A 20854-nucleotide genomic window follows, 5' to 3' on the forward strand; every position below is an offset into this window, starting at 1 on the left:
TGGACGGCCGACCTCCCGCCGCAGGTGAGCCGGCCGCATTAACCGGGGTCGGGCAGGGCCTTTACCGCCTCTTCAAAGCTGCTGTGCTCGTGCATGTCCTGACGCAAAAACCGCATCAAATCCGGGTACACCCTGACCGCCGCGTCCACCCGGGGGTTGGAGCCGGCCACGTAGGCGCCGATGTTGATCAGATCCTCCGCCTGGCGGTAGGCGGCCAGCAGGTCCCGCAGCCGGCTGGCCCGGGCCAGGTGCTCCGCGCTCACCAGCTCCGGCATCACCCGGCTCACGCTCTGCAGCACATCGATGGCCGGGTAGTGGTTCCGGGCGGCCAGCTCCCGGGTCAGCACAATGTGGCCGTCCAGGATGCCCCGCACGGCATCGGTAATGGGCTCGTTCAGGTCGTCCCCCTCCACCAGCACGGTGTAAAAAGCGGTGATGGACCCCACCGCCCCCATGCCGGACCGCTCCAGCAGCCGGGGCAGCAGGGCAAAAACCGAGGGGGTGTAGCCCCGGGTGGCCGGGGGCTCGCCGATGGCCAGGCCCACCTCCCGCTGGGCCATGGCAAAGCGGGTGACCGAATCCATGAGCAGGAGCACGTCTTTGCCCCGGTCGCGGAAATACTCGGCGATGGCGCTGGCCAGAAAGGCGGCCTTCACCCGCACCAGGGCCGGCCGGTCGGAGGTGGCGGCCACCACCACCGAGCGGGCCAGGCCCCCGGGGCCCAGGTCCCCTTCAATGAAGTCCCGCACCTCCCGGCCCCGCTCCCCCACCAGGGCGATGACGTTTACATCGGCGCTGCTGTAGCGGGCCACCATGCCCAGAAGGGTACTCTTGCCCACCCCGCTGCCAGCAAAAATACCCAGGCGCTGCCCGCGGCCGCAGGTGAGGAAGGCATCGATGGCCCGCACCCCGGTGGAAAAAACCTGCGCGATGCGCTGCCTGGACAGGGGGCTGGGGGGAGAGCTGTCCACAGGCACGTAAGACTGGTCGGGGGAGGACAGCTCCCGCCCGTCCATGGGCCGGCCCAGCCCGTCCAGCACCCGCCCCAGGAGGTGGTCCCCCACCGCCACCATCAGGCCCCGGCCCCGGGGGACCACGCTGCAGCCGGGGTAAATGCCCCGCAGTTCCCCCAGGGGCATGAGCAGGGTAACGTCTTCCCGGAAGCCCACCACCTCGGCCACCACCGGGGCTTCGCCGGGCACGTGGATATCGCAGATCTCACCGATGCGGGCGGCAATCCCACGTGCCTCCACGGTCAGGCCGATTACCCGCACCACCTGCCCGGTGGGGCGCAGCAGTCTGGCCGCCCGCACCCGGCGGCGCCAGCGTTCCAGGTCGATTTGGGGTAAGGACGCCTGCATTATCCCACCTGCCGATCCTGCCCGCTCTCACTCACCCCGGCGGATGCCGGGAACTGCAAGGGTTCAGCGGTCCCGCCGCGGTCTCCTGCCCTCTCCCGCCCGGCGACCTGCAGCCCCGCTTCCCTCAATACTTCCTCCAGGGCCCGCCAGCGGGCTTCAAGGGTGGCGTCCACCCTGCCGTCGCCCGATTCAATGCGGCACCCGCCGGGCTCTACGGACGGATCGCCGATGACGTGCAGGGCCGTACCGGGGGGCAGGACGGGGAGCAGCTGCTCCCGGCTGTCCTCCACCAGCTTTTTCTGCCCCGGGTTTACATAAATGACCACCTGCTCCCTGATGCGGACCGCATCCAGGGCTTCCCGCACAATGTTCAGCACCACGGCGGGGTCGACGGTCAGCTGGGCGGCCACAATTTTTTCGGCCATCTCCCGGGCCAGGGCCACCAGCTCCCCTTCCAGGTTCTCCAGGGCGGCCCGGCGGATTTCTTCAGCCTGCCGCAGCACCTGTAGGGCTTCTTCCCTCAGGGCCCGGGCCCCGGCCGCGGCTTCTTCCATGGCCCGGCGGTGGCCCTCCCGGTAGCCCTCCTCCCACCCCTCCCGCAGGCCCTCCTCCCGGGCCCGGGCGGCGGCCTCCCGGGCCAGCTCCTCCGCCTCCTGCCGCGCCTTTGCCAGGATGCCTTCGGCCTCCCTTTTCGCTTCAGCCAGGATCTTTTCGCCCTCGGCCCGGGCTTTCTCCTCAGCCGCCCGCCCCTGACCGTTGCCGTTACCTTCTCCGTGCCCCTCCAGGGGCAGCACGGGGAAATGGTAGCGGGGAGCCAAAAGGACGGGGTCCTCACCGCGGGAAACAAATCCCCGGATGATCCTAAATGATGATGGCATCCTCCCCACCCCGCGCGATGATGATTTCGCCCGTCTCGTCCAGGCGGCGGATGATCTGCACTATGCGCTGCTGGGCCTCTTCCACATCCCGCAGGCGCACCGGCCCCATAAACTGAATTTCCTCCCGCAGCATCTCGGCCGCCCGCCGGGACATGTTCTTGAAAATGCGCTCGTTGACTTCCTCGTTGGCCCCCCGCATGGCCCTGGCCAGGTCCTTGGTATCCACTTCCCGCAGCACCCGCTGGATGGCCGTGTCGTGGAGCTTGACGATGTCCTCGAACACAAACATCATCTTGCGCACCTCGTCGGCCAGTTCGGGGTCGGATACTTCCAGCTCCTCCAGGATGGTTTTTTCGGTGCTGCGGTCCACCCGGTTCAAAATGTTGACCAGGGTTTTCACGCCGCCCACCGCCTGCTCCTGCTGGACCACCATGGAGAGCTTCCTCTCCAGCACGCCCTCCACTTCTTTGATTACCTCGGGGGGCGTGCGGTCGATCATCGCCACCCTCCGGGCCACATCGCTCTGCTTCTCCGGAGGCAGGGAAGAAAGGATGAGGGCCGCCTGCTCCGGAACCAGGTGGGTGATGATCAGGGCAATGGTCTGGGGGTGCTCGTCCCGGATGAAGTTGAGCAGGTGTTTGGGGTCGGTCCGGCGCAGGTTGCTGAAGGGAACCTTCTGTATGGCCACCGTTACCTTGTTGAGGATTTCCTCGGCCCGCTGGGGGCCCAGGGCCTTCTCCAGCACCTCCCGGGCGTACTTGTAGCCGCCCCGCATCAGGTATTCCCTGGCCCTGTTCATTTCCAGGAACTCCTCCAGCACCACCTGCTGCACTTCCCTGGGCACGCTTTCCATCATGGAAATCTGCTGGGTGATCATTTCAATTTCATCATCGGGGAAGTGCTTCAGGACTTTGGCGGACAGTTCTGCCCCCAGGGCTATCAGCACGATAGCCGCCTTCTGAACGCCGGTAAGCTTTTCGGTAAACCGCCCGTTCATACTGCCGCACCTACTCCTTGAGCCACAACTTTAAAATTTCGGCCACCTCGGCGGGCCTTTCCCGGGCCATTTCCCGGATCCGCTGCGTTCTGCCGGGCTGCTCCGCGGGCTGCTCCGGCCCGGGCTCGTACGCGGCGGCCACGGGGGCCTGCGGCACCTCTTCCTCCATTTCCTCCACGTACCTCCGCCGCCGGCGGCGGATGAACAGGATCAGGAGGAGCAGGAGACCCAGCCCGGCCGCTCCCGCTGCCGCGGGCCAGTATTTTTTCAGCACAGCCGGCATAACCGGGGCCGGCGGTCCTTCCTCCCGGAACTGGTCCAGGTAGGAGGTGTCGAAGGGCATGGCCGAAACGTTGATCTGGTCCCCCCGGTTCTGCTGCAGGCCCACCGCCGCCGCCACCATGTCCTGGACCTGCTGCAGCTGGGGCGCGCTGTAGTTGCCGTTTAAAACCACGGCCACCGAAAGCCGGCGCAGGGTCCCCGGTGCGGCCACCAGGGTCTGCTGCTGGCTGCCCAGCTGGTAGTTTGTGGTGGTCTGCCGCTTCTGGTACTGGGAGTTACCGCCGGTAAGAGCGGGAATGCTGCTTCCCGTCTGGGAACTGTCAGTGCCCCCTGGCCCGACGGCGCCCGTTCCCGAGCCGCTTTCGTTAACGGTCTGCTGGCTTAAAACCTGCCCCGGCTGCACGGTGGTGGTGGTGGTCTGGCGCTGGTCGAAGTCCAGATCAGCGGTAACCATGGCCACCGCCTTGTTCGGCCCCAGGATTCTGGTCAGCATCTGCTGGATGCGGGTTTCCAGTTCCTTTTCGTACTGCCGGCGCACCTGGTACTGGTCCAGGGACAGGCGGGTCAGCCTGGCCCGCTCGTCGGACAGGGCCAGCTCGTCGCTCAGGACGTTGCCTTCCATGTCGATGATGTGTACATTTTCCGGCTTCAACCCCTGCACGCTGCCCACCACCAGGTCCATGATGCCCTTCACCTGCTCGGGCTTGAGCTCGCTTTTGAGCTTCAAAGCTATGGAGGCGGAAGGCTCAACCTGCTCGTCCAGGAAGAGGCTTTCCCGGGGCAGCACCAGGTGCACCCGGGCCTGCTCCACCTCCTCCAGGCTGGTGATGGTGCGGCGCAGTTCCTCCTGCAGCGCCCGCTGGTAGTTGACCTGCTGTTCAAAATCGGTAACGCCAAACTTTTGCTGGTCGAAAAGCTCCCACCCGGCCCCCGTATCGGCCAGCACCCCCTTGCTGGCCAGCTCTATTCTCACGCTGGGAACCTGATCTTCCGGCACGGCAATGGTTTTACCCTGATCCTCCAGCCGGTAGGGAACCTTCATATTTTTCAGTTCTTCGGCGATTTTACCCGCCTGAGCGGGCTCCAGGTCGGTGAAGAGGGGGGCATATGCCGGCCGGGTGATAAGCACAGCCAGGTAAATCACCGTGGCTAACAGCCCGGCCGCGGCAGCCACCAGGAGGACCTGCCGGGGCCGGGGCAGCGCCTGCCACCGCTCCTTGACGGGGGCCAGGATCTGTCTGGGGTCCATCAACTGCACAGCTCCTTAAACCTGCATGCGCGATATTTCCTGGTAGGCTTCTACAATTTTATTGCGGACCTCCACGGCCAGGGTCATCATGATCCGGGCTTCCTCCATGGCGATGGTCACCTGGTGCAGGTCCTGCACCCGTCCGGTGAGGAAGTCCAGGCCCACCCGGTCGGCCCGCACCTGGGCGTTGTTCACCTCTTCCAGGGCCCGCAAAAGGGCACGGCCGAAGTCGCCGGCACCAGCGGCAGCATCCTGTTTAGAGGGACGGGCCGCCGCAGGCTCAGGGGAAAGAAAGGAAACGGGTAAAACCTGCATTCTGAGGAGTTCTCCTTTCGTCAGCAGCATGAATGGATAAGCCTGTGCTTGAAGATCAGCTCCTGCCTATTTCCAGGGCCCGCAGGGCCATGTCCTTGGCTGCGTTCAAAACCGTGACGTTGGCCTCGTAGGCCCGGGTGGCGGCAATCATGCTGACCATTTCGCTGGCTATGTTGATGTTGGGATAGGCTACGTACCCCGTCCGGGGGTCGGCCAGGGGGTGGGAGGGCTCGTATGCCAGCCGGGGCGGGGAGGGATCTTCCACCACCGCCGCCACGCTTACTCCGGCGGCATCGAGGGAGGGCTGGCCGGGCGGGGAGTCCAGAGCCCGGCGCAGCTTTTCGGCAAAGACGGGGACTTTCCGCCGGTAGGGCGGGTTCAGGGGATCGTTGGGCCGCCCCGCCGTCTGCAGGTTGGCAATATTGTTGGCCGTAATATCCAGCCACAGCCTGGAAGCTGTTAAGCCGGAAGCACTAATGCCGAATACATCTAATAGAGGCACCGTCTGTTACCTCCCCCGGATGACGTATGTCAAAAGGGACAGGCGGTCGCCCAGCGCCCGGGCGGCAGCCTGGTACGTCAGGGTGTTGACGGCCAGGTTCACCATCTCCTGGTCAATGTCCACGTTATTGCCGTTGTAACCCATGGTGGTGCCCTCCTCCTTCACCACCGTGGGTTCCACCCGGGCCAGCGGTACCGGGGCCCCGAAATGCCGGGGGTCGCTGGTGACCAGCGGCAGGGCGTCCTCCCCCAGCGCCCGCCGCAGTTCCTCCGTAAAGCTGACGGAGGATTTTTTAAATCCCGGCGTGTTCACATTGGCCACGTTGTGGGCAATCACCCTCTGCGCCAGCGCCGATGCGTCCAGCTGCTTCTGCAGCGCCACTATAATGGGGCTGCCGAAAAGATCCATAAACCGCCACCTCGCTTTTCCGTAAGCGCTTTAAAAATTTCTGTCTTCTGGCCGCTCCCACCCCCATAATCAAAAGCGCCATTTCTGTATTAGCTCTGTAGAAGAGTATAAGGGTAATGATTTTGCTTCCAGTTTCAGGCAAATTTTTCTAACTGGAAGGGGTTATTTATTTTTCTTAAAGCACCAAAAAACCGGCACCGGGGCCGGGAAGCAGTACTGCATTGTCGCAGCCCGGCTGCCGTGGCGGGAAGCCCGCTGTAGGCCCGCAGCTTTGCGCCCTTCCCTTTCGGTGAAGTTTGCCCCTGGACAATGTGCGATAAAAAGTGTGAAAAAGGGATTATTAACTTGTCATTGGGTTAAAAACGTTCCCTTGTAGGTGATATCAAAGCAATGTAATTATGTGGCAAGTTTTTGGTAACTAAGTGGTAATTTATTTGACACGTTTTCCCAAACTCCTCCTGTAAAGAGAAAAAAATACGTTAAAAATACATAAAAAATTGCTCCTCTTTGCGCTTTTTGGCACAAAGCAGGGAGCAACTGCTACCTTTAGTCGAAGAATGTCGATTATGGTTTTATTTGCGCGCCCAGGCCATAACCCGGCGCACGGCCGTGATGACGTCCTGCACATCATTGTCGCTCATGGCCGGGAAAAGGGGCAGGGTGATGGCCCGCTCGTAAAATTCTTCCGCCCGCAGGCAGTAAAACCCGGAAAGGCTGCAGTTGTCCGGGTCCCCCAGCCAGCGGTAGTAAGGGTGGCGGTAGACGGGCAGGTAGTGGACGTTCACCCCGATATTTTCCGCCCGCAGGGCTTCAAACACCTGGCGCCGGTCGTATTTCAGAAGCTCCAGCTTTAATGCCAGCACGTAAAGGTGCCAGGAAGAGCGGCCGTAAGGCGCCTGGTAGGGGATTTCCACCCCGGGAAGTTCGGCAAAGGCTTCGTTATAGGTGCGGGCAATTTCGCGCCTGCGCTCCACAAAGCGGTCCAGCTTGCGCAGCTGGCTCAACCCCAGGGCGGCCTGGATATCGGTGAGGCGGTAGTTGAAGCCCACGTCCAGCATTTCGTAGTACCAGGGACCGTGGTCCTCCACCATGAACTCCCGGTCCCTGGTGATGCCGTGGTTGCGGAAGAGCAGCAGCCAGTGGTACAGCTCGTCGGAATCGGTGGTCACCATCCCCCCTTCCCCGGTGGTGATGTGCTTCACCGGGTGAAAGCTGAAAACGGTCATGTCGCTGAGGCAGCCCACGGGCTGCCCTTTATATTCCGCCCCCAGGGCGTGGCAGGCATCTTCAATAACCACGAGGTTGTGCTTTTCAGCCAGGGCGTGAATGGCGTCCAGATCGCAGGGCTGGCCGGTGAAATGCACGGGAATGATGGCCTTTGTCTGCGGGGTGATCTTTTTTTCTATTTCCGCCGGGTCGATATTGTATGTACGCGGGTCTATATCCGCAAAGACGGGTTTGGCCCCCAGGTAGAGGGCACAGTTGGCGCTGGCCACGAAGGTGATGGGGCTGGTGATCACTTCATCCCCCCTGCCCACGCCGGCGGCAAAGCAGGCCGCGTGCAGGGCCGCCGTCCCGCTGGAGAAGGCCACGGCATAACGGGCCCCCACCCGGGCGGCAAACTGCTTTTCGAATTCGGCCAGGACGGGGCCGGTGGTCAGCCAGTCACCCCGCAGCACCCGGGTGACGGCTTCGATGTCGTCCACTTCAAGCCAGTGCCGGGCATAGGGAAGATAGGTTTCCCGCACGGGCCTACCCCCGGCAATGGCGGGTGTTTGCAGTTCAGGCTGATCGGTATGGGTTTTCATAGGCAGGAAATAACTCCTTTGATCTAGTTTTTTGGGCAAGCCGGATCCAGAGCTCAATAAATTCTGCTGGCGAGGCAGTAATGGACGCCGCGATACCTCCAGGTATCCCCCGCATTAATTTTCCTGCGGCCTGATTAACAGGGCTGCCACCTGCACGGTAAAGCGGGCGTCGTCCATGGCCCTGGCCGCATCTTCCCGCGTATACTCTTCCGTGGGTATGAAGTCCACATCGCCGTAGAAGGCAAACTCCCGCTCTTTTCGCAGCCACCTGGATATTTGGGCCAGCCTTTGCGCTTCCCGGCTGACTTCGGGCGGCAGGCGGTCCTGGAACTCCACCAGCAAATAGCCCACATCGTGCTGTTTGGGTGGGTCCACTCCAATCCAGCGCAGCATACCTTTCAGGGCCAGCTCCACGATCTCCTGGGCCTCGCGGATTACGTCGGAATATGCTTCTTCTCCGAAGAGAACGGGCAGTATCTTCAACCTTTTGGTGGCTTTGAGCAAGTAACTCTGGGCCAGGGTGGTGCTGGTCAAATTTCGATCACCTCACCCGGCTTATAATCCTTCTTGAGCACCCAGTACCAGGCGCCGCCGCGGTATATTTTCTGCGCCCCCAATTGCTGCAGCCTTTCCCGCAGGCGGGCCAGGTAGCGGGCCAGAAAATTTCCCCGGTCGTATAGAATTTTCACGTCGTCAACCATATCCAGAAACAGCAGGCTGCCCTGCAGCACTTCCTCTTTTCCCTTGATTACAGGGGACAGGTCCGGCACTATATGGGTGAACCGGGATGATTCCTGCTGCATTTTCTCTTCCACCCCGGCAAATTCAGCCATTCTCTTCATCCGGCCCCGCGGCAGGTCTTCGGCCACCAGCAGCAGGTCGATGTCCGAATCCGGCCGGGGCGTGCCGCGGGCTACCGAACCGAAAACGGCTAAAGACACCAAACGGGAGCCGTAAACCTCCTTTACGGCCGGCACCAGCAGTTCAAGGGCCTGTTCAAATTCCCGGCGGTACATGATATCACCCTGCCAGCATACGGATTGATGATCAAATTTTTCATTATCGTATCATACGGTGGGGGTAAACTTCAAGGAAAAGGAGCATCCGCCCGGGTCCACAGTTGCCCCAAATGCAGCCAGCGGGAATCTCTGCAAAGCAGATGTTTTACCGGCCGCCGGGCCGGAAACCCCTTCCGGGTGCTAAAGAAACCCGGCACCGCTGCCGAAGAAAATAATAGAGGCCATCTTCGGATATGAATGCAAAGGAGCAGAAGGCGATGAGGATAAATTTTAATCCCGGCCAGGTGGCAGATATTTACTTCAAACGTCTTAAAACAACCGGCAAAGAAGGAAAAAAGGAGGGCGTGGCCGCCAGCCACCTGCAGAAAGACGCGGTGGAGATCTCCGACCGGGCCCGGGAGCTCCAGCTCTACCGGGCGCGCTTGAAGGAGCTGCCCGAAACGAGGGAGGAACTGGTGGTAGCGGTTAAAAAGCGGCTGGCGGAAGGCACCTACCGCATTGACGCCGAAAAGGTGGCCGCGGGCATCATCGAAGAGCACCGGCTGGACAGGCGGGTGTGATGTCCCGGGAGGAGAGGGTGCTTACGGACGGATGCCGCCCCCGGCACCGGCTGCCGGCCTACCGCGGTCAGCACCAGGGCTGAAGGGGAACATGGCGTTCATCAAGGCCGCCGGCTTTGGGCCGGCGGTTTGTCTTTCCGGGAGCCGTTTTCAATCCCGGCGCGCACGGCGGCAGCCACGCACCCCTCTTTTTTTGCCGCTTCCGGCAGGACCGGCACTAAATAAACCTGTCCAGGATCAGGCCCAGCATCCTCTTCACGCTGGCCACGATCTTCAGGGTCCACTCCGGGGGGATCTCCCGGATCACTTCCTGCGTTTCGGCATTGATCACCCTGACCATGATCTCCCCGCTTTCCTCGTGCAGGACAAAACGCAGCTCCGTGCGGTAGAGTTCCATGGTTCCGTTGATCCGGCTGACGGCATCCCGCACCTCCTGGATGGTGGGCCTGCTTTCCTCTTCTTTTTCTTCCGGAAACAGGGCCTCCCTCTCCGCCTGCTCCCCGGGGCGGGCGGCGTCATTCCGGAGCGCTGCGGGCAGCCCCGCCAGGGAGAAAAGATCCGGCCTGCCGGCTGGGTCTACCTTGCTCATTTTCACCCTGCCTTTCCATGAATTAAGAGTCGCTACTTCTTAATTCGTCAGCCGGAGGAAGAAATTAAGGAGCCCATAATTTTTTTGTCGCCGGGAAAAGCTCAAGGATGCGCTTCCCCTGCCGAAACAAGGTGTTAGGAAAATGTTTTTGACAGGACGGGGACGGCTATGGACGAGCAGACAAATCAGATCCACCAGCTGGTGGCTATACTTGAAGACGAGCTGGCGGAACTGGAAAAAATGATGGCAGCGGCCCGGAGGCAAAACGACGCCCTGCGCCGGAACGACGGAGAAAAGCTGCTCGAGGCTACGGGGGAGCTGGAGCTCCTGGCGCGGGCGCTGAAAGCGCTGCAGGCAGCCCGCAGCGAAGTGCAGGCACGGGTCGGGCGGGACTGCGGCCTGCCCCCGGGGACACCTCTGGCGGAGGTGGCTGCCGCCCTGCCTTTAGTGCCGGTCGCCCGGCAGGCAGCGCACCTGGCGGCCGGGCTGCGGGAGAAGGCCCGGGAGCTGGCGGAACTGATCCGGCTCAACAACCTGCTGGCCCAAAACGGCCTGCGCTTCTGCAGCCTCCTGTTGAGGGCCGTGGACCCGTCCCGCACCCGGACGTACCTTCCCGACGGCGCCGTAAGCAAGGACGGCGCAAACCCGCCCCTGCTGGATAAATCCGTCTGAACCCGCAGATGGCGGCGGGGCCCTCCCTCCCCCACCGCCTTCTATAAAATAAAATTCGATAAAAAAGAGGAGTGTTATTATGCCCGGAACCTTTTTCGGCCTGGAAATAGCCCGGCGGGGACTGCAGGTTCACCGCACGGCCATGGACATAACCGGCCACAACGTGGCCAACGCCAGCACGCCCGGTTACACCCGCCAGGAGGCGGTTATTACCGCCACCGGCCCCTACGCCAACCCGACACTGGGCAGCAGGCTGCTCCCCGGGCAGCTGGGCACCGGCGTGGAAGCGACCATGGTCCGGCGCATCAAAAACGAGTACCTGGACACACAGGCCCGGGACAGCATCTCCTCCCGGGATTTCTGGCAGGTTCAGGAAGACCTGTTCGCCCGCATTGAGGCGGTGTTTGCCGAACCCGGAGCCAGCGGCATCGCCAGCACCTTGACTAAATTTTTCAACACCTGGCAGGACCTGAACAACACCCCCCAGGACCCCGGCGTCAAGGCCGCCGTGGCCGAGACGGGCGACGAACTGGCCACCATGATGCGGGAGGCCTACCAGCAGCTGGGGGATATTGCGGAGAGTATTTTAAAAATCGAGCAAGACGGAAGCAGCATAAACGTTACCGGAGGCCAGCTTAAAGACCAGGTGGACACGGTGAACGAGATCCTGCGCCAGATCCGGGAACTGACGGAAGCCATCAAGCGGGTCTACGCCCAGGGCAACCAGCCCAACGACCTGCTGGACAAACGGGACCTGCTCCTGGACCGGCTGGCGGAATACGGGCCGGTGAGCGTCACCCACCTCACCGAGGGGGGCAGGCCGACGGGGGAAATTGCTTTGACCTTCTTCGGTGAGGATGTGAGAGCTGCGGGCGTCACGGTGGAGCTGGTACCGGAAGTTGAAACACCTCCGGGAGAAATAAAAGAGGTAAAACTGCGGATTGGCAGTGAAGAAGTTTTCCTGACCAACTACCCGGCGAACCTGCCGAAGGCGGGCAGCCTGGCAGGGCTGGAGGAAACCCGCGCGAGGATCGACGGGTACACCGATGAGGCCGACAATAAAGTAGAGGGATACAGAGACAAACTGGAGAACCTGGCCGGGGCCCTGAAGGATACCATCTACCAGGCCCTCAACCACGGCCATGACGACGTACCCAATAATGATATTCCTGACAAAATAGACTTTTTCACAGGTTCGCTGGCCGGGGGCAACTTTGCCGTAGACCCGGATATTATGAAAGATCCCACCAAAATCGACGGTACCAACGCTCTCTACGTGGCCAGGCTGGCGACCATTGGGATGGACGGCACGAAGGACTTCGAGTTGGGGAAAGGCGCCAGCGGTAACCCGGTTAAAGTAGACCTGGCCAACCTGGGCGGGGCCACGTTCAGTGAATACTTCCACGCCCTGCTGGCGGATATAGGCGCCCGCTCCGGCAGCGCATCGGACATGGCCGGAAGCCGGCGCGCCGTCGCCGAGCAGGTGGAGTCCCTGCGCCAGTCCGTGTCCGGGGTCAACCTGGACGAAGAACTTTCCCGGCTGATCCAGTACCAGTACGGCTACCAGGCCAGCGCCCGGGTGCTGGCTACCATCAACGAAATGCTGGACTACCTGATCAACAGGACCGGCTAAGTAGGATTAACAGAACGTTTTACAGGCATGAAAAGGTCGTGTTGTCAGACGCCAGGAATAACGGCAAAAGATAAATCCCTGATGCGGAGGGAAAAACAATGCGCATTACCCACATGCTGGTCGCCCGGCGCACACAGAACTACATCCAGGAGGCCATGCAGAGGCTGGCCCGCACCCAGGAGCAGATGTCCACCGGCCGCAGGGTCCTGCGCCTGAGCGACGATCCGCCGGCTTTAAGCCAGCTCCTCAACGTGCGTGCGGCGGTGGAGCGGAACCAGCAGTACGCGCGGAACATCACCGACGGCCTGAGCTACCTGGACGGGGCCGACACCGCCCTGGGCACGGCGGGCGAGCTGATTCAGAAGGCCCTGGAATACGCCATCCAGGGCGCCAACGGCACCCTGGAGAAGAACGATATGGCCGCCATCGGCGAGCAGATAGACAAGATGATCGACGAGCTGGTGGATATAGCCAACACCACCGTGGGCGGCAAATATATCTTTGCCGGCACGAAAAACGACCGGCCGCCGTTCAAGCGGGAGGTCGACAATGGGGTTGACAAAATATATTACCAGGGCAACCTGGAGCGCGTTTCCCGGGAGATCCTGGACCAGGCGAACTACCCCATCGACGTGCCGGCGGTGACACTTGTCGATAATAACTCGAATACCCTGGGTGGTGTTTTCGGGGAGGTACAGTCTTCCAATAACGGGTATGAAGTGGTTGGCGGTGTTTTCCAGATTCTGCTGGCTTTAAGAAACAGTTTGAAGGCAGCGGACGCTTCTGGGGTGAACGATTCTATCGGTGCGCTGAATACCCAGCTCGACCATCTCCTGCGCTACCGGGTGCAGGTGGGAGCCCGCACCAGCCACTTCGAGTCGGTGCGCAGCCAGCTCCAGGACCAGGAGGTTCGCCTCACCCAGGTGCTGAGCAACCTGGAGGACGCCGACGTAGCCCGGGTGGCTGTGGACCTCTCCCGCCAGCAGCTCGCCTACCAGGCGGCCCTGGCGGCGGGGGCAAAAATACTGGAAACCTCCCTGCTGGACTACCTGCGCTAACAAATTTTACAGGGCAGCACACGCATGCGAAAAAGAAGCTGGAAGCCTACCACATCTTCCAGCTTTTTTCTTCCGCAAACAGCGGCCGGCTGTTATGCTTTTCAATTTTCTGGTATAATAGTGCCTGAGGACAGAAACATTGAAAGATTTGCCTTTGCCGGGAAAATGCAGGTGGTATTCTTATGCAGGAAATAATAGTTAAATCCGACAAATGGTATACCTATGATGATTATTTACAGTTAGACGATAAGTACGAGTATGAAGTTATCGGGGGAAAGCTGTTCATGACGCCAAAGCCGCGGCCGCTGCACCAGGAGATTGTCGGCAGGTTATATGTCGCGCTGCATAACTTTCTCAAGCAGCGGAACATACAGGGAAAAATTTTTCTCGATGTGGACGTGATTTTTGGCAATCAGGTGGTTTCTCCGGATATAATCTACATCATTCCTGAACGCTTGTCCATTATATCAGAAACAAACATTCAAGGGCCACCGGATCTGATCATCGAAGTCCTCTCCCCATCCACACAAAAATACGACCGCAAGCAAAAAAGCCAGCTCTATTACGCCAACGGAGTAAGGAGTACTGGCTCATAGATCCGGCAACCCAGCTGGCGGAGGTTTTTTCCCGGGAGGATAAAGGCTGGTACCGGGCGGGTGTTTACGACGAAGAGGATACGCTGGTTTCCCCCCTCCTGCCGGAGCTGGAAATTAACATGAAAGAGATTTTTGACGTTTCTTAAAAGGGTTTAAAAGGGTTTTAAGGGACGGGACGCAAAAAGAAGGGACTGTCTTATATGACCGCCAGGGAGAGGAAAATAGCCCGCTTAAAACGCCTGATATCGGAAATAAATGAAGACTTGCGGACAATTGATCAGATTGCCGGTAAAGCCAGGGCATTATTTGAGGAAGTGAATGCCAGAACCGGTCCCGTGCCCGACCGGGATCTGATGGCCATGGCGGCCTATTTGCATCATTTTTACACGGGTGTGGAATCAATGTTCGAGCGCATTTCGCGCCAGATCGACGGCGGGCCGGTTAAGGCCGGAGACTGGCACCGGGAACTTTTAAGAAGCATGGCCGTAGAACTGGAAGGACTGCGGCCCGGGGTCATATCCCGGGAATTAATGGAAGAGCTGGATGAATACCGCCGCTTCCGCCACCTTTTCCGCCATGCCTATGCCGGTGAGCTGCGCTGGATGAAAATGTGCCACCTGGCGGAAAATATGGGCGATATCCTGAGTCTTTTGAAGAGCAAAATGGACCAGTTCAAGGCATTTGTCACGGGTGTGATCGAAGAACTGGAAAAGAACATTGAATAATCGCAGTTTTACCAGTGGGCCTGTTTTTTACAAAAAGCATTGGTGAATGGGTGATTATACGCATGGGCGTCTACCTGGGATTGGACATTTTGCCGTGGGAGATCGAATTGGCGGAGTGGGAAGGTTTTTATGATGAAGTTATGAAAATAATCAATGCCTTTCCCCTACCCGTCCTGCGCCTTGGCTACGAAGAAAAGTTTGGTTATCGCCGGCTTCTGCTCAGCCGGAACCCGGAAAGCCAGAATGAAAGAGGCCGTTACCTGGCCATTTGCGGAGATGCCCGGACAGGACAATGTGCGGAGCAATTTATCATTTTTCGAGATCTACAGGTCTACAGGAAAAGATATGCACCGGACGATTCCCAGGTGAAGAAACCGGAAAGAAAAAACCAGGCCGACTGGCCTATCCTTTTACGGGAAGAAGATTCAGTGCGAGTGTTTTATGAAAAGACGCAGTCCCGTCCCTACCATGATCTAATCTGGTCCATAGTCACCCTGGCAGAGAACCTTTTCCCCGGCCGGGCCTGCGCCACCGGCAACCTTAATGCACGGAGATGGCAGGAGACACTACAGTGGCTGGAAAGCGTTACAGACCGGCGACTGCAAAAACCCCTGCTGTTAGATGCAGAAAGGCTCTGGTATGCCTTTGGTACCGCCTTCACTGCTCTGGAAAGAGCCCAAAAGGTAACAGAAAAATTGGTTGGCGGTCCTGCGCCCTTTTACAGTTTTTTAAAACTGAAAGATCCTGCTCTTTTACGTGTTCTGGTCAAGAATAGACTTAAGGAGTATAACTCCAGGACTGTTGGTGCCCTTTCAGAATGCCTGTACATTCTCGATGGCACGGAAGATTTACGGTTCCTGGTCGAAGTAGCTTGTTTAGAACCGGATGGTCCCCGCTGGGAGTTGACCGATGTCCTGTCTTCTGCCTATTACCTTGGCGCCTTTGTACCGGAGGGAAAAGCGCCCGATGCAACTCTGGCCCTTGGTTTTCTGCCGGCCGAATTTTTACCGAAATATTACCATACCGATTTTTATCTGGAAAAGGAATTGGCCTGCCGGCAAGTAGCTGAGGTGACAGGCTTGCCCGTGCAAAAGATTGAGGAGATGATCCTGGAGATCGAAAAAGAGAACAAATCAGACTCTAACAAGGAGGACAAAGAAAAAATACCTTTTTATACTGCGGACAGTGAGCAGCCATCATCTGATAAACCTGACCATACAGGAGAACCTGCATACCGTAATCCACAGGTAGAAATTCCATACCCGCAGGAATTGATCAATACTCTTAAGGAGCAGGTAGCCGCCATTGGTAAGAATTGGGACAGCTCCACGCTCCATCATCTGGTGGCTGCAATAGCCTCGAAAAAAAATGTTGTGCTTACCGAAGAAGCCTGGAAGATTGTTGATGAGGAAAAAGACCCGGATCTTCTGGCGGTTATTCTGGGGATCATGAACAATTATCACAAATTTGAGAGAGCTACAAATGTTATCGAGTTTATACTGAAACAATTGCCGGATATAAAAGAGTCCTGGGAAAATGGACGGCCCTGGAAATATCCCGGTGGGCATCGACCCATTCCCCTGCATTGACACTTCAATTCCGCATAATGGTAGACTCCTCCGGCACCGGCGGTGTGCAGCCGGTAGCGCCCGTCTTCCCCCAGGCGGTAAAATTCCGCCTGCTGCCGGTCAGGATCGATCAGCCAGTACTCCTTAACCCCCGCCGCCTCGTACTCCACGTATTTCTCGCCGCGGTCCCGGGCGAAACTTTCCGGGGAGGTGATAGGAATTCCTCGAAGGTCATACGGCCCGGCGTCTCTTCGGATTCCCGGTCAACCGCATAAGCTCCGGCGGTCTCCCGCACCGCTTCTTTTCCGGCCTGAGTGCTCATTTACTCACCTTCCTGAAGTGCCTGGCACCAAACACTCATAACCTAATATCTACTAGCCTGAAATATAAATTCAACATCACCCGTTGCCCAGCCAAGCCCTGCCAGTATTTTTAATTCTCCTCCCCATTGCAGTTCTTTTATTGCTTGTGCTAATTCTTTTTTTGCTTCTTCAAAATTTTCATTTCCCTTGTTATTAACTTCGAGGTATCCGCGAGTTAATCTGTTTAACGTAGACTGTTTGGGTTCCCACGGCTTATTAAATATTATAGAGCGAATAAACTCAACCGCAGTCATTTCTCTCACTCCCTACTTATTTCAGTACCCTGGATCTCATTTCTTGAATTTCCTTAAAGCATTCAACCAGGGTATTTTTTAAATCAAGCAAGCTTTCCGGTCTCATTTCATAGACAAACGCTCTCTTAGAGGCAATATCAAAAGGCAGCCTTATTTCTTCTCCCTGCCTCCAAATAAGAATAACCTCATGAATCCTTTTAAAGCAATGGGTTAAGCCGAGTTCATACATTACATTCGGGTTGTACCCGGTTACGTCTACTATAACCTGACCTGCTACGAACAATGCCCTTAAAATGTCATTAATAATATCCCCACCCATTTTTCTGTTATCAATTCTGTAAACCCATAGTCCACATTCCCTGGCGGCAGGTTCAATGGCATCCATTAACACTTTGTCGCTATCATTATTAAACGGTGAAAATACCAGGCACATTCTCTGATCCTGTTCAAACTCACCAGCTAACAAATACTTTCTTAAATCCAGCGGGTACACAATTGATTTATAGGCATCTGCAATAAGCATATTCGATATCAACTCCTCAGTAATTCATCCGGGCCTTTTGTACTTCTCTTTTATCTTCCAAATTATTCCATTCAAGCTTAAGTTTTAAAACTTTTTTGGCAACCTTTCCGCAGATTGCTGGCATCCTCTCCCAGCACCACTCAGTACAGCAATCTATCTTTTTCGTTTATATCAATCTGCGATAATGCCAAGCCACTCATTACTGATTTTGACTTTTTCATCGGGCTGTGGAGGCCGGGGATAACTTCGGAATGGTAGACTCCCCCGGCACCGGCGGTGTGCAGCCGGTAGCGCCCGTCTTCCCCCAGGCGGTAAAATTCCGCCTGCTGCCGGTCGGGATCGATCAGCCAGTACTCCTTTACCCCCGCCGCCTCGTACTCCACGTATTTCTCGCCGCGGTCCCTGGCGAAACTTTCCGGGGAGGTGATCTCCACCACCAGGTCCGGAGCGCCGTCGAAATAAGTGGGCGTCAACCGGTGCAACCGCTCCCTGCTGATAAACACGATGTCCGGCTCGCGCCCCCGTTTTAGTGGTGCAGGCAGCTTGATGATAAAAGGCGCCGGGATTACCTCGCCCAGCTGCCGCATGAGAACGAAGTTTCCCAGCAAATCCACCAGGAACCTGGCAATCCGCTGGTGCCTCACCGCCGCCGGGGTCAGGACCACCACCTCCCCGTCCACCCACTCCGCCCGGGTATCCTCGTCCCCCCACGCCAGGAACTCCTCGAAGGTCATACGGCCCGGCGTTTTTTCGGATTCCCGGTCAACCGCGTAAACTGCGCTGGTCTCCCGCACCGCTTCTTTTCCGGCTTGAATGCTCATTTACTCACCTCCCGACCGGCAGGACTAATGAAATACATTGATATACTAAGTTTACAACAACCCAACAGGCCGGGCAAGGTGACCCAAGGTGAGAGGGGGAAAGACGTTCTGGTCAACGAGGGCAAACAAAATTTTGCCGGCAATAGTTTTACCGGCATGGCCAGCAATTCCATCCATGCGAAGTCCAGCTTAATCCAGACCTGTTACACTTTCCATTCCTGAAGGGCAAACTCAACCAGGCGGGTGGTACGGGCATTGATGAATTTTTCAGCGTCGTTAAGCATCCACCTGGTCCGGTAAGCGCCAAATGAAGTGTAGGTGGCAAGTTTTTCGAAACCTTCATCATTGGCCAGTTCCCTGACCATAGCCAGGTTCGAGCCTATTTTTTCACGATTTAAATATTCGTCCCTCTTCTGGGAGGGTAGACGGTTAGAAAGGGAAGCGTTCCACGATTGGTCAAGCAGGATCAAATTACCCAGCAGGTCCACAATTTTGGTGTGCTTTTCCTTAAGCTCGGGGCGCCAGTTCCCGTAATCGCTGTCCGGCGGAATCTGCGGCCAGACGTGTTCAACCTGCATATTTCTTGCCTCTTTCCAGTCCAAAAGGGAACTCTGTCCGCTTTGCCGCGCCAGGTGCAGCTCCCACCTGTATAAAAAATAACGTCTCTCCGGACCGGAAAGAGTGTTCCGCTCCAGGTTGTCTTTAAAAATGTTGTCCCCGCCGTAATATTCAATCAACTGTTTAAGACTGGCGGTAATCTCCTCCAGCCCGGTCTGGCCGTGCCAGAGCCGGTGGGCCAGGGAAGAAAGGGTGCCGATGCCCGCATCGCTGCGCCGGTTGCACACGCGGTAGGCCCGCCAGGAAAACAGGTAGCAAAGCCGGAGAACTTCGCAAACATCCTCCGGGGAACCCGGCATGAACCTTTTAAAGACGGCCATCAGCAGGGGGGCGAAGTTGGCCATGGTGCCGATAGCCGGGTCGTTAAGTAATTCGAAGTACTGCCCGGCAGCGCCACGGACGGCGCCAAAGCGGGCTAAATCAGGCTTTCTCAGCCCTGCGTACAAATTCGCGGCTTCCACCAGGTTTTCCACGTAATCCCTGGCGTGGCGTAAAACCTCATCGGAGTTCGGTGCACGGTTTTTCTCATCCCGGTGCTTGTCCTTCAACGCCCGGTAAACGTCGTAAATATTATAGACCCCTGTCAATACTATCCAGTGGTATCTGGCCAGGCTGTTTTCCAGGTCCACCGTGTCCTCGGCGTACCCCTCAATGCGGTAAAGGTTCCGCAGGATCTTCTCCCAGGCCGCACCAACGGCTGCTTCCAGATCTCTGCCCGCCACCGTGTCAGGAGTTCTGGCCGCCAGGTATAGGAGATAATTCTTTATTTTATCCAGTTCAGAAAGGGGCTTACCGCGGTCGTTGGTGGTTTCGAATACCACCCCCGCCGTTTTGTTATCTTCCACCTGATAGGTAAGAAAAACAATTTTTTCGGCGATGTCTTCAAGAAAGGTCCGGAGCGATTGGCCTTCGTTACCGTAAACCTGGAAAATTTTCTGATCAAAATAGGCGCGGGCTTTCTGTAAACGGACTTGCCCCGGCGTTTCGGGGTCCCTTGTTTGCGGCTCCGGGGAAAGCACGCAATGCCAGAAAAAGTCGTCATCGGTGGGGGGCGCAAGCTGTAACCTTCTCAAGCCGTAGCTGGGCCTTCGATCGTGGCAGCCACAGACGTATTTCTCAAAGAATTGCCAGCTGACGTCCTCAAAACCGGCCTGCTTGCGCAGAAACCGGCAGGCACAGGCAAAAAGAAATCACCAGTGTGGTAAGGCGCTGCTGACCATCCACTATTTCAAAGCTACCTGGCTCAGAAGAAGGCTTAAAGATAAGCGTACCCGTAAAATGGGAGGACACTTCGCGGAGATTCTCCATGTCCTGCCAGATATCTTCAAGCTGCTTCTCGGTCCAGGCATAGGACCGTTGATAGGGTGGAACCAGGAACTTCACACCACCGTTAAAGAGGGCGGAAAAGGTTAACGGCTCTGATGAAATGTTTTTCATTTTTTTGCCTCCCGGGATAATACTACCATAGAGTGGGCTATGAAACCGATCTCTGGAAGCCTTGTCATTCCTGAATTTCTCACGTGGCATTATTTGGAGGGTCTGAAAGTTAGAAGTGCCTTAGTGCCTACAGCCACAAGTATTTCTAATCTTTAGATTTCAAAGTCAAGTAAAACCGTTAAAGCCCGTGTGTATTCCCATTCAGACCCGCTCCTAAATGTGACACACCCGGCACGAGGCATGCTCTGGTTGCTGCCAACAACTGTACCGGGTGTATCATTGACTCAACAACCATAATTCCCAGCTTACCACTATTTGAAGCATATTATTTTGCAACATATATAAGTTAATAAGTTAAGTGCCTGGCACCAGGTTCCTAAAGGGGTTTCAAGGGACGCGGGACGATGAACAATTACTGGAAATACATGCAGGGCCACCTGAAAGAAGTGGCCCGGGAAGAAAAAGAGCTGGAGCAAAAAGCAGGCCTGGCCCGGGAAAAGGCCGGGGAAATAGCCCGGCAGCTGGCCCGCCGGTTCGGCGTGACAAAGGTCTGCCTTTTCGGCTCCCTGGCCACGGGTTATAGGGAGATGAAAATAGCCCGTTTAAACGTCTGATATCG

At 57.5% G+C, this 20854-nt stretch carries 23 protein-coding genes, 2 pseudogenes and 1 riboswitch; of the genes and pseudogenes, 8 read left to right on the forward strand and 17 right to left on the reverse strand.

What is annotated here, in order from left to right; all coding sequences use genetic code 11:
* Positions 1-38 precede the first annotated feature (38 nt).
* The 10 genes from fliI to BUB44_RS03460 all read right to left on the reverse strand — a co-directional run bounded on the left by fliI (position 39) and on the right by BUB44_RS03460 (position 8816).
* Positions 39-1361, reverse strand: coding sequence for a flagellar protein export ATPase FliI (fliI, locus tag BUB44_RS03415; RefSeq protein ID WP_073163228.1), 1323 nt, complete (start codon positions 1359-1361; stop codon positions 39-41).
* The gene (locus BUB44_RS15205) at positions 1361-2239 is read right to left on the reverse strand and encodes a FliH/SctL family protein (protein ID WP_073163230.1); all 879 of its coding nucleotides are present in this window, start codon (positions 2237-2239) and stop codon (positions 1361-1363) included. Before BUB44_RS15205 ends, fliI begins: the two co-directional genes overlap by 1 nt.
* On the reverse strand, positions 2223-3236 hold the full coding sequence (gene fliG, locus BUB44_RS03425; RefSeq protein WP_073163231.1) for a flagellar motor switch protein FliG: 1014 nt from the start codon (positions 3234-3236) through the stop codon (positions 2223-2225). The genes BUB44_RS15205 and fliG overlap by 17 nt, the downstream gene beginning before the upstream one ends.
* 10 nt (positions 3237-3246) lie before the next feature.
* Positions 3247-4767 carry a flagellar basal-body MS-ring/collar protein FliF gene (fliF, locus tag BUB44_RS03430; protein WP_073163365.1) on the reverse strand — a complete coding sequence of 507 codons (1521 nt, stop codon included), beginning with the start codon at positions 4765-4767 and terminating at the stop codon, positions 3247-3249.
* A gap of 15 nt (positions 4768-4782) precedes the next feature.
* Positions 4783-5082, reverse strand: a complete 300-nt coding sequence (gene fliE, locus BUB44_RS03435; RefSeq protein ID WP_073163233.1) for a flagellar hook-basal body complex protein FliE — start codon at positions 5080-5082, stop codon at positions 4783-4785.
* Between the two features lie 55 nt (positions 5083-5137).
* Positions 5138-5584 (reverse strand): flagellar basal body rod protein FlgC, encoded by a 447-nt coding sequence (gene flgC, locus BUB44_RS03440; RefSeq protein WP_073163235.1) that lies wholly within the window; start codon positions 5582-5584, stop codon positions 5138-5140.
* 6 nt (positions 5585-5590) lie between these two features.
* The gene (gene flgB / locus BUB44_RS03445; RefSeq protein ID WP_073163236.1) at positions 5591-5992 is read right to left on the reverse strand and encodes a flagellar basal body rod protein FlgB; all 402 of its coding nucleotides are present in this window, start codon (positions 5990-5992) and stop codon (positions 5591-5593) included.
* 222 nt (positions 5993-6214) lie between these two features.
* Positions 6215-6303: riboswitch (cyclic di-GMP riboswitch) on the reverse strand.
* A gap of 261 nt (positions 6304-6564) precedes the next feature.
* A complete protein-coding gene (gene pseC / locus BUB44_RS03450; RefSeq protein ID WP_073163238.1) occupies positions 6565-7800 on the reverse strand; it encodes a UDP-4-amino-4,6-dideoxy-N-acetyl-beta-L-altrosamine transaminase in 1236 nt (411 codons plus the stop codon).
* Positions 7801-7914: 114 nt separating this feature from the next.
* A complete protein-coding gene (locus BUB44_RS03455) occupies positions 7915-8334 on the reverse strand; it encodes a HEPN domain-containing protein (protein WP_027357090.1) in 420 nt (139 codons plus the stop codon).
* Positions 8331-8816 carry a nucleotidyltransferase family protein gene (locus BUB44_RS03460; protein WP_073163240.1) on the reverse strand — a complete coding sequence of 162 codons (486 nt, stop codon included), beginning with the start codon at positions 8814-8816 and terminating at the stop codon, positions 8331-8333. The genes BUB44_RS03455 and BUB44_RS03460 overlap by 4 nt, the downstream gene beginning before the upstream one ends.
* 260 nt (positions 8817-9076) lie before the next feature.
* Here BUB44_RS03460 and flgM point away from each other — a divergent pair, with 260 nt between their 5' ends.
* Positions 9077-9379: a flagellar biosynthesis anti-sigma factor FlgM gene (gene flgM, locus BUB44_RS03470; RefSeq protein WP_073163244.1), complete on the forward strand. Its 303-nt coding sequence runs from the start codon at positions 9077-9079 to the stop codon at positions 9377-9379.
* A gap of 217 nt (positions 9380-9596) precedes the next feature.
* Here flgM and BUB44_RS03475 read toward each other — a convergent pair whose 3' ends face one another.
* Positions 9597-9968 (reverse strand): flagellar protein FlaG, encoded by a 372-nt coding sequence (locus BUB44_RS03475; RefSeq protein WP_051618146.1) that lies wholly within the window; start codon positions 9966-9968, stop codon positions 9597-9599.
* 168 nt (positions 9969-10136) lie between these two features.
* Here BUB44_RS03475 and flgN point away from each other — a divergent pair, with 168 nt between their 5' ends.
* From flgN to BUB44_RS15715, 6 genes and pseudogenes are all read left to right on the forward strand, one after another.
* Entirely contained in the window at positions 10137-10640 is a 504-nt protein-coding gene (flgN, locus tag BUB44_RS03480) for a flagellar export chaperone FlgN (RefSeq protein WP_073163246.1), read from the forward strand.
* A gap of 79 nt (positions 10641-10719) precedes the next feature.
* Positions 10720-12273, forward strand: a complete 1554-nt coding sequence (gene flgK, locus BUB44_RS03485) for a flagellar hook-associated protein FlgK (RefSeq protein WP_073163247.1) — start codon at positions 10720-10722, stop codon at positions 12271-12273.
* A gap of 98 nt (positions 12274-12371) precedes the next feature.
* Positions 12372-13331, forward strand: a complete 960-nt coding sequence (gene flgL, locus BUB44_RS03490) for a flagellar hook-associated protein FlgL (RefSeq protein WP_073163249.1) — start codon at positions 12372-12374, stop codon at positions 13329-13331.
* Positions 13332-13615: 284 nt separating this feature from the next.
* Positions 13616-14073, forward strand: a pseudogene (locus BUB44_RS03495) (Uma2 family endonuclease).
* 54 nt (positions 14074-14127) lie between these two features.
* On the forward strand, positions 14128-14652 hold the full coding sequence (locus BUB44_RS03500) for a ribonuclease toxin HepT-like protein (RefSeq protein WP_073163251.1): 525 nt from the start codon (positions 14128-14130) through the stop codon (positions 14650-14652).
* A 14-nt stretch (positions 14653-14666) separates the two neighbouring features.
* The gene (locus BUB44_RS15715) at positions 14667-16241 is read left to right on the forward strand and encodes a hypothetical protein (RefSeq protein WP_242655822.1); all 1575 of its coding nucleotides are present in this window, start codon (positions 14667-14669) and stop codon (positions 16239-16241) included.
* Between the two features lie 98 nt (positions 16242-16339).
* Here BUB44_RS15715 and BUB44_RS15720 read toward each other — a convergent pair.
* The 6 genes and pseudogenes from BUB44_RS15720 to BUB44_RS03535 form a co-directional block, all read right to left on the reverse strand.
* A pseudogene (locus tag BUB44_RS15720) lies at positions 16340-16390 on the reverse strand (hypothetical protein); the annotation flags it as partial.
* 194 nt (positions 16391-16584) lie between these two features.
* Positions 16585-16836, reverse strand: coding sequence for a hypothetical protein (locus tag BUB44_RS03510; protein ID WP_027356853.1), 252 nt, complete (start codon positions 16834-16836; stop codon positions 16585-16587).
* A 16-nt stretch (positions 16837-16852) separates the two neighbouring features.
* Positions 16853-17359, reverse strand: a complete 507-nt coding sequence (locus BUB44_RS03515) for a hypothetical protein (protein ID WP_073163254.1) — start codon at positions 17357-17359, stop codon at positions 16853-16855.
* 140 nt (positions 17360-17499) lie between these two features.
* A complete protein-coding gene (locus BUB44_RS03520) occupies positions 17500-18180 on the reverse strand; it encodes a Uma2 family endonuclease (RefSeq protein WP_242655823.1) in 681 nt (226 codons plus the stop codon).
* Positions 18181-18383: 203 nt separating this feature from the next.
* On the reverse strand, positions 18384-19871 hold the full coding sequence (locus BUB44_RS03530; RefSeq protein ID WP_073163257.1) for a DUF262 domain-containing protein: 1488 nt from the start codon (positions 19869-19871) through the stop codon (positions 18384-18386).
* Between the two features lie 67 nt (positions 19872-19938).
* Complete coding sequence (locus BUB44_RS03535) at positions 19939-20235, reverse strand: DUF262 domain-containing protein (RefSeq protein ID WP_073163259.1); 297 nt, start codon at positions 20233-20235, stop codon at positions 19939-19941.
* A gap of 404 nt (positions 20236-20639) precedes the next feature.
* Here BUB44_RS03535 and BUB44_RS03540 point away from each other — a divergent pair, with 404 nt between their 5' ends.
* Complete coding sequence (locus BUB44_RS03540; RefSeq protein WP_073163261.1) at positions 20640-20849, forward strand: nucleotidyltransferase family protein; 210 nt, start codon at positions 20640-20642, stop codon at positions 20847-20849.
* Positions 20850-20854 lie beyond the last annotated feature (5 nt).

It is taken from the genome of Desulfofundulus australicus DSM 11792 (genome assembly GCF_900129285.1).
GTDB classification, from domain to species: Bacteria; Bacillota; Desulfotomaculia; order Desulfotomaculales; family Desulfovirgulaceae; genus Desulfofundulus; species Desulfofundulus australicus.